Raw genomic sequence first — 5658 nt, 5'->3', positions numbered from 1 at the left:
TCGGACGGCACGCGCGAACGCTGGGCCGAAATTGTATACTTCAAGACTCGTGAAGATGTTCCACCGAACAACGGCGGGACTGATCCCGGCGGGGGTGGAACACCGACCCCCGATCCAGGAACGAATCCCGATCCAACCGATCCGGGCGGGACCGAAGAATGCCCTCCTGGATGCCAAGCGATTATAGATGCTTTGGAATGTCCGGAATTTGACGAATACCTCGGGCGGTGGGCTAGCATCATACCGCCGCCGCCGGATTGGAACCAAGTGGCCGGGATTATGCGGGATACGATCGTTCCGGCCATGGGGCAGGAGATCGTCAATCGTTCGCCGGAAATCGCCCGGATCATAGCGGACGAGCTGCAATCCAGGGAAAAGGCGGTGCAGCCGCCGCCCCCATTGCCAACGTATCGAACGCCGGAACCGATGCCCGTCCTCCGGGACATCCCGAATAAAATCCCGTTCGATGTGGAATCCGGAACGCCGAATTTTGAGCCGGATTACACGGAGTCTAAGCCGTTTTCGATTCCTGATCCCTTGAATGTGCCGTTAGACAATACCGATTCGGGCTATGACTATCCGACTCAAACGGATGATTCATCCCCGGCATACCGTAGCGTTACGCGTATCGACCAGGACAAGGGATATCAGGGCAAGCCATCCCAGGACACAAGCTCCCCAGGGTATCAAGTTAAAGACCCTACAGGCGAGCCCGTGCCGGATTATTACTATATCAACGGCGGTAAAACGAAGGTTCCTATCTATAAACCAAGGGATACAACGCCGACCCCAGCGCCGGATTATGATAGCGATCCTGGGGCCGTAAATACGCCGGGCTATAAAGCGCCGTAGCGGAAAGGGGGTGCAATGTGAAACGAATCATTTTGGGTGTGCTGCTCATGTTTGTACTGCTTCCAGGGGTTACGGAAGCTTCTCCGTATAGTGCGCAGGATTCGATTTTGTCCGGAAAAATCTTGGTTGACCAGAAGAACAATCCAGCCCCCCAGCTGACGGATGGAGATCCATCCACGTCTGCGGTTTTTGATTATACCAGAACGATATTTTCGTACACGTTCCCTAAGCCCGTAGAAGTCGAAGAATTCTATGCGCTTCTTGATGAAAATAAAGGGCTTGCGGTTAGGCTTTTTTTCACCGATGGATCGAATGATGTTATTAGGCTTCCGACTACCAATCCCAAGGAAAATTATGTGCCTGTTCTATTTAACAAGCCCATAACCAAGATTGAAATAACTTCCGGATACGTGAACACCAAAAGATTATACGAGTTTGATTTAAAGTTGAAGCGAGACAAAATCCCACCGGGAAAACCAACGGGGCTCAGTGCCTTGCCTGGGTTCGATGAGATTCAATTATCCTGGAATCCGAATCCCGAAAATGACATGTACGGCTACAACATTTATGTAGACGGCAAGAAGATTAACAGTATGCCGATTACGCGCGATATGTACACGCTAAAGGCTCAGGATTACGCCAAGGTATACACCATCTACATAACGGCGGTCGATCTGTCGGGGAACGAAAGCGTCCCATCCGATCAAGTGCAAGGAACCCCCATCCAGCCGCCCGATACAACGCCGCCTGGACGGCCGCTAGGGCTTCAGGCAACCCCGGAAGTCGGACAAATCAAACTGGACTGGACGGCCAACACGGAACCGGATTTAGACGGGTATTTAGTCTTTCAGGATAACGTCCAATTGTTCCAAACCCCGATTAAAACCAATTCGTTTGTAGTGTCCGGCGGGCTGTCGTATACGACCGATACAGAGTTTTACGTGGTGGCCGTGGATACGTCCGGAAATATGAGTATGCGATCCAATGTCGTCAAAGCAAGGCCGATCAAGCCACCGAACACGACGCCGCCCCCGGTTCCGTCTAACTTGAGGGCAGCCATGAGTGCGGATCAGCTAAGCATCGAAACGAATTGGGGGGCAAGCGTTGATCCAGACCTAGAAGGCTACTATGTTTACGTCTCAACGGATGGAACCAATTTTACTCGTCATAATTCCGCGCCGATCCCGGCCACGAACTACGACATAACAAACCTGCAAGCAGACACGGTTTATCACATCCGAGTGACGGCAGTTAATATTTACGGTTTGGAATCCGGGCCGTCCAATACAGTCAGGATCAAGTCACCAAGCAGGAACACGACCGTAACCCCAGGGAAGCCCCAGGCCGACTATTGGGATATCTCATGGACCCCGGTTCCTGGGGCGGTGTCCTACGCGATTTATTACAACAATCAGAAAGTGGGAGAAGTGCCGGGGAATGTGACAACCTTCCGGATCACGAAGGCGATGGGCTACAACCCCAACGGAGCTATCCAGGTTGTAGACGTTCGGGCGCAATTTTCAAACGGCAGCTCGGGTGGCAGTAACCAGCCGGGGCGGCCTGTCGGATCGGGCTGGGGGATGGCTCCAAAGGATATCATTACGAATTCGATGTTTATTATTGCTTCGCTATCCTCACTGGTTTTGCTAGGGCTGGTGATTGGTATAGCGCCGCGACTCATTAAGATGCTGAAAAAATCCATTGACGCAAGGAGGAGAGCGACATGACGGCAGCCGAGCTATTTTCCGAAACCTTTGGCTTTATCCAAGCCCTAACCCCAATCATTTTCGCCTTTGTTGTGGTGGCCTACGCTGACGAATTGATTGATATCGTTCGTAAAGCCGCCCTGGGCTACAAAGGGCGCAAGGATTACTAATGTTTAGAGCCATAGCGGACGGTTTCGGCTATCTCTTCCGACTCCTGGGCGACCTGGGCGGCTGGATTTTAGACGGCATCTGGATGCTGTTTAAACCCTTGTTTGATTTAATCGGGGCTATCTTCTATTTCCTCTACATGCTGGGGGTAGTCCTGGTTAAAATCCTCGAGGTTGTTCTAAACGTTGGCAAGCTGCTTGTAGGGGTGCTGACGGGCCTTTTCAAGACGGTTGTAGGGCTTTCCTATACCGGAACCCCGGCAGCCCTTCCAGGCAGCTACAATTCGGCCCTGAGCAAGATTATGCCGTTTGTAAACTCTTTGCAGCTGGACAAGGTAGCCTATCTATTGATCTTTGGTATCTGGCTGACAGCCGGATTCATGGCCGTGAAGATCATCGGAGCCATGAGAGGGGGTGGCGGTGATGATTAACTTCATTGATTCGATATTCGCCCCGGTCTTGCAGTTCCTCAATATGATCATAAGCAAGCTGGCCGGGATCGGCACTATAGCAGCTAAAGGGGTTAGGTTAGATCATTACTTTGGGGTATTCGGATTGCTTGGGCCGACCTGGACAGGGGTTATCACATCGTTTCTAGCGGCGTTTCTGTTCGTTTTCATCCTGTTCATGATCCAGAAATACAATCGGGTTTTACTGTGGTTTAAAGACTTGATCAAATGGTGGTGATAACCGGAATGGGATTCAAATTCATGTATACAGAATCGCGGCAGCTGCGCGCCGATCCAGGAGCCGGCAGCGCATGTTTTGTATACAAGATACAAACCAGGATCCGGAATTTTGTATACAAAACATGCGCTGCAGCTCGTTCCGGATCTCGATTTTTGTATACGGATAGGGAGGATACATAGATGAGTCAAAGCTTTCAGTTAGTTTTCAAATATTTCTTTTCGGTCGGCTCGGGCCTGGGCCTGGGGCTGATCGTATCTATCGGAATACCAATCGCTTTATATCTCAAATTCAGGGAGGCTAAACCATGGCAAAGAAAGAGCAAAAAATATCGTTAGGAAAGGCCATTATCTTCGGGAATCCGAATTACCGATACAACGAGGAAGCCGGGAGGTTTGTTCCGACCAATGAAGACGATCGGAGCAGCGTGTGTACGATCCTGGATGTCCAGGAAGTAACCCAAGACAAAGTGATTACATCTCACTACGTGCTGCCGATGTCTGACGCTACGATCAGCACGAGCGATGATGGGCTAGTCTATAGCTTTAATTGCAGTCTGCCCTATCTCCAGGAGACGGCGCACCTAGCTGAAATCGAGAAAAACACAATCATGAATCAAGCATTTAACTATCCAGGACGAACGCAACAGGCCAAAACATCCGGCGTGATGTGGCTGCTCATTGGTTTGCTTGGATTGCTGGCCATCATCGGCATGTTCAAATAAGGAGGGATCAAGGCCATGAGTGGAGTCAATTTACAAGAGACTTTGATGGGGGATATCTACCGGACGGAACAAAAACCCGTTATAGCGGACGTAAAACAAGTAATCGACACGCTAAAGGACAAAGTACAGCCCCTAACCCCTGCACAGATGCAGGCTATCGGGTTCCTCGAGCATTTACAGTCCAGGCCGATACATGCCGGGAAAAAGCCGTATGATGCCTTAATTAAGCAGATTAAAGAAGATGCCCCACTAGTTGCGCCGCCTGGATACTTCATCCGAGTAATTGAAGCTTTGGTTCCGCGCACGACCTACATAGACGGAAAATCATACGAGAAAATGGCAAACGAAAAGGATGGGAAGTAATCATGTTTATCGCGGGTGTAGTAGGAGGTTACGGGCAGGGGAAGACGTTAACGGCCACGATCAAGGCCCACCAATGGGCCGCCGCATCCGGGGCCAAACTGTTCGCAAATTTTCCCCTTCGTGGCGCATATCTGTTTGATGATTATACGGACTGGTACAGAGTCGCGGATGCTCACGGATCAATCATCATATTCGATGAATCGCAGTCCAATTTTGACAGCCGCACATGGGGCGGCAACGGTCAAATTATCATGACCCAAGTATTAAATTACGTACGTAAAATGAATTCCCTGTTCATCTTCGTGCTTCCGTCTTATAGCAACATTGATACCCGGATCAGGGACAAGACAGATTTACTTATCGAATGCATCAAGTCTCCCAATGGGACGATTAACAACCTGGTTTATGAGTATCAGCAAAAAGAGTTTGGCCCTAAAGGGCGTTTCGTGAATCGCTGGGTATTGCCTGTTCATCAGCAAAAAAAGGTTCATGCCCTTAATCTTTATTCCACGCATTCGATGGTACACCGATTCCCTACGCCGCCGCAGAACAAAGTGGATCAGTTCTTTCAGGAGCTAGATCGGCGGCATACGGCGGCCCTGGAAAGGGTTTATGGGAAGCAATACATTGATATTCAGACTTTGGCCAAGGAGGAATTAATGGATGTCGCTGGTGTCAGCTAAACTAAAAAATCCTACAGCCTGGGCGTATATGAAGATGCTGCACGGTAAACCAGTAAACCCCCTGCATCTCGTGTCCATGTACAACAACTATCATGAGCAAGAACAAATGAATTTGATTGAAAACATGTGTGCAGCAAGTAATCAAATCGCGGTGGCATCCGCGCAGCTGACGCGTCGCCAACGGGAAAAGTATGCCGCGAGAAAATTCAAACACGGTCGCAGGGTATTCTATCTGTTCTCCAGGAGAGCAATCCCGGCCGATATCGGATCAACAATCGAATTAGAGGAAGGGGTTAGGGTATACCTATGAATTTTCGGATAATTAGCTTCATTGGGGCAGGGCAGCTGTTCGGTAATCTATTGATTCGCTGGGTGTGGTGGTAAGGAGGTTTTGCATTGTCCTATGTGCAGATGACAAAAGCAGATGTGGCCCGGATATACCGGGCCAAACAAATGGTTAATCAGCTTAAATTTAG

Annotated in this window: 9 protein-coding genes; all 9 read left to right on the top strand. The window is 49.8% G+C overall.

Going from position 1 to position 5658, the window contains the following annotated elements:
- Nucleotides 1-852 (top strand): hypothetical protein (locus J2Z18_RS30170; RefSeq protein WP_210095788.1); only part of this gene is annotated, 852 nt, incomplete at its 5' end.
- A 17-nt stretch (nt 853-869) separates the two neighbouring features.
- Nucleotides 870-2579, top strand: a complete 1710-nt coding sequence (locus tag J2Z18_RS30975) for a fibronectin type III domain-containing protein (RefSeq protein ID WP_210095787.1) — start codon at nt 870-872, stop codon at nt 2577-2579.
- Complete coding sequence (locus J2Z18_RS30160) at nt 2576-2728, top strand: hypothetical protein (RefSeq protein ID WP_210095786.1); 153 nt, start codon at nt 2576-2578, stop codon at nt 2726-2728. Before J2Z18_RS30975 ends, J2Z18_RS30160 begins: the two co-directional genes overlap by 4 nt.
- A complete protein-coding gene (locus J2Z18_RS30155) occupies nt 2728-3156 on the top strand; it encodes a hypothetical protein (RefSeq protein WP_210095785.1) in 429 nt (142 codons plus the stop codon). Before J2Z18_RS30160 ends, J2Z18_RS30155 begins: the two co-directional genes overlap by 1 nt.
- On the top strand, nt 3149-3412 hold the full coding sequence (locus tag J2Z18_RS30150; protein ID WP_210095784.1) for a hypothetical protein: 264 nt from the start codon (nt 3149-3151) through the stop codon (nt 3410-3412). Before J2Z18_RS30155 ends, J2Z18_RS30150 begins: the two co-directional genes overlap by 8 nt.
- A 307-nt stretch (nt 3413-3719) precedes the next feature.
- Complete coding sequence (locus J2Z18_RS30145; protein WP_210095783.1) at nt 3720-4136, top strand: hypothetical protein; 417 nt, start codon at nt 3720-3722, stop codon at nt 4134-4136.
- 15 nt (nt 4137-4151) lie between these two features.
- The gene (locus tag J2Z18_RS30140; RefSeq protein ID WP_210095782.1) at nt 4152-4499 is read left to right on the top strand and encodes a hypothetical protein; all 348 of its coding nucleotides are present in this window, start codon (nt 4152-4154) and stop codon (nt 4497-4499) included.
- A gap of 2 nt (nt 4500-4501) precedes the next feature.
- A complete protein-coding gene (locus J2Z18_RS30135) occupies nt 4502-5182 on the top strand; it encodes a zonular occludens toxin domain-containing protein (protein ID WP_210095781.1) in 681 nt (226 codons plus the stop codon).
- Nucleotides 5163-5492 carry a hypothetical protein gene (locus J2Z18_RS30130; protein ID WP_210095780.1) on the top strand — a complete coding sequence of 110 codons (330 nt, stop codon included), beginning with the start codon at nt 5163-5165 and terminating at the stop codon, nt 5490-5492. Before J2Z18_RS30135 ends, J2Z18_RS30130 begins: the two co-directional genes overlap by 20 nt.
- The last annotated feature ends 166 nt before the right edge of the window (nt 5493-5658 follow it).

Origin of the sequence: Paenibacillus lactis (genome assembly GCF_017873605.1) — a bacterium.
In the GTDB taxonomy this organism is placed as follows: Bacteria; Bacillota; Bacilli; order Paenibacillales; family Paenibacillaceae; genus Paenibacillus_AQ; species Paenibacillus_AQ lactis.
Note: the sequence above shows the minus strand (reverse complement) of the source record. Positions and strands in the feature narration are given on the sequence as shown.

Excerpts from the sequence above, each read along its gene's own strand:
- J2Z18_RS30160 (WP_210095786.1), top strand. The coding sequence starts at position 2,576 with ATGACGGCAGCCGAGCTATTTTCCGAAACCTTTGGCTTTATCCAAGCC.
- J2Z18_RS30155 (WP_210095785.1), top strand. The coding sequence starts at position 2,728 with ATGTTTAGAGCCATAGCGGACGGTTTCGGCTATCTCTTCCGACTCCTG.
- J2Z18_RS30150 (WP_210095784.1), top strand. The coding sequence starts at position 3,149 with ATGATTAACTTCATTGATTCGATATTCGCCCCGGTCTTGCAGTTCCTC.
- J2Z18_RS30145 (WP_210095783.1), top strand. The coding sequence starts at position 3,720 with ATGGCAAAGAAAGAGCAAAAAATATCGTTAGGAAAGGCCATTATCTTC.
- J2Z18_RS30140 (WP_210095782.1), top strand. The coding sequence starts at position 4,152 with ATGAGTGGAGTCAATTTACAAGAGACTTTGATGGGGGATATCTACCGG.
- J2Z18_RS30135 (WP_210095781.1), top strand. The coding sequence starts at position 4,502 with ATGTTTATCGCGGGTGTAGTAGGAGGTTACGGGCAGGGGAAGACGTTA.
- J2Z18_RS30130 (WP_210095780.1), top strand. The coding sequence starts at position 5,163 with ATGTCGCTGGTGTCAGCTAAACTAAAAAATCCTACAGCCTGGGCGTAT.